Source organism: Promicromonospora kroppenstedtii DSM 19349 (assembly GCF_000515355.1).
Taxonomy (GTDB): Bacteria; Actinomycetota; Actinomycetes; order Actinomycetales; family Cellulomonadaceae; genus Promicromonospora; species Promicromonospora kroppenstedtii.
In genome coordinates, this window is the sequence record NZ_KI911722.1 from 2,955 (window position 1) to 4,939 (window position 1,985).

The 1,985-nt window shown below is 73.5% G+C and carries 2 protein-coding genes; both read left to right on the forward strand.

Annotated features, from left to right (window positions below; all coding sequences use genetic code 11):
• Positions 1 to 724 (forward strand): SDR family oxidoreductase (locus PROKR_RS20685; RefSeq protein WP_036966713.1); only part of this gene is annotated, 724 nt, incomplete at its 5' end.
• A gap of 53 nt (positions 725 to 777) precedes the next feature.
• On the forward strand, positions 778 to 1,985 hold a 1,208-nt coding region (locus PROKR_RS20690; RefSeq protein WP_245605907.1), incomplete at its 3' end, for a rhamnulokinase.

Consider the following 1,985-nt stretch of genomic DNA (forward strand, 5'->3'; position numbering starts at 1 on the left):
GCTGGCGGCCGAGGGCGCGTGCGTGGTGGTGGCGGACCTGGACGCCGCGAAGGCGTCGGCCGCTGCCGCGGAGCTCGGGTCGGCGGACGTCGCGATCGGCGTGGCGGTGGACGTGTCCTCGGAGGCCGCCGTGCGGGCCGGGATCCAGGAGGCCGTGCTGGCGTTCGGCGGCGTGGACCTCGTGGTGAACAACGCGGGCCTGTCGCTGTCGCGGTCGCTGTTCGAGACCACCGAGGCCGACTGGGACCTGCAGCACAACGTGATGGCCAAGGGGTCGTTCCTGGTTTCACGTGAAGCGGCGCGGGTACTGGTGGACCAGGGCATGGGGGGCGACATCGTCTACATCTCGTCCAAGAACTCGGTGTTCGCGGGGCCCAACAACATCGCGTACTCCGCGACCAAGGCCGACCAGGCGCATCAGGTGCGGCTGCTCGCGGCCGAGCTGGGGCAGTACGGCATCCGGGTGAACGGCGTGAACCCCGACGGCGTGGTGCGCGGCTCGGGCATCTTCGCCTCCGGGTGGGGGGCCAACCGGGCGGCCGTGTACGGGGTGCCCGAGGAGAAGCTCGGCGAGTTCTACGCACAGCGCACCCTGCTCAAGCGCGAGGTGCTGCCGGAGAACGTGGCCAACGCCGTGTTCGCGCTGTGCACCTCCGACTTCTCGCACACGACAGGCCTGCACGTGCCGGTGGACGCGGGCGTGGCAGCGGCGTTCCTGCGGTGAGCGAGGTGGGGAGCGGTCGCGCCGGGTCTCGACAGGCGCGATCAGCGGATTCGGTGGTCGAGCCTGTGCCCGCGCGGGTCGAGACCGTCGAGACCGGGTTCGTCGCCGTCGACCTGGGCGCGACGAGCGGCCGGGTGATGCTCGGGATCGTGCGGGAAGGGTCCAGACAGACTCGGCCGCTGGCGGAAGAGGCTCGACCTGGGGGCGTTGACGGCGCTCCCCGGGTCGAGCTGGTCGAGTGCGGCCGGTTCACCAACGGTCCCGTGCCCGACGAGCGCGGCGCGCTCCGCTGGGACGTGCGCGCGCTGTGGCGCGGCATCCTTGACGGGCTGCGGTCCGCGGGCGACGTCGCGCGGGAGCGCGGGGTCGTGGTCCGGGGGATCGGCGTGGACGCGTGGGCCGTGGACCACGCGTTCCTCGACGATTCCGGCGACCTGGTGGCGGACCCGTTCTGCTATCGCGACCCCCGCACCGATGCGGTGGCCGACGAGGTCTACCGGCGCATCCCGTTCGCCGACCACTACGCCGTCAACGGGCTGCAGCACCTGCAGTTCACCACCGAGTTCCAGCTCGTCGCCGAGGTCTCGACAGGCTCGACCCGCGAGGGAACGGGCTCGGCCGGGGAGTGGGGCCGCGCGCGGGGCCTGCTGCTGGTGCCCGACCTGATCACCTACTGGCTCACGGGCCGCCGCGTCGCGGAGGTGACCAACGCGTCCACCACGGGCCTGCTCGACGCGACCTCGCGCACCTGGTCGGCCGAGCTCCTGGACCGGCTGGCGGCCGAGTACCCGCCGCTCGCCGGGCTCCGCGACAAGCTGCCGGAACTCGTGGAGCCGGGCACCGTCGTCGGGCACCTGGTGCCCGAGGTGCGGGAGGTGACGGGGCTCGGCGAGGTGCCGGTGCTCGCCGTCGCCTCGCACGACACGGCGTCCGCCGTGGCGGCGGCGCCGCTCGGGGCGGCCGCGGCGTACATCTCGTCGGGCACGTGGTCGCTGGTCGGGCTGGAGCTGCCCGAGCCCGTGCTCACCGAGCCGAGCCGGGCCGCGAACTTCACCAACGAGCTCGGCCTGGACGGGACCGTGCGCTACCTGCACAACGTCATGGGCCTCTGGGTGCTGGACGAGTGCGTCCGGTCCTGGGCGCACGACGACGGCGCGCCCGTCGACCTGTCCGCCCTGCTGGCGGCGGCCTCCGCCGAGCCCGGGGGGCGCTGCCTCGTCGACGTGGACGGCGGCGAGTTCCTCGCGCCGGGCGACATGCC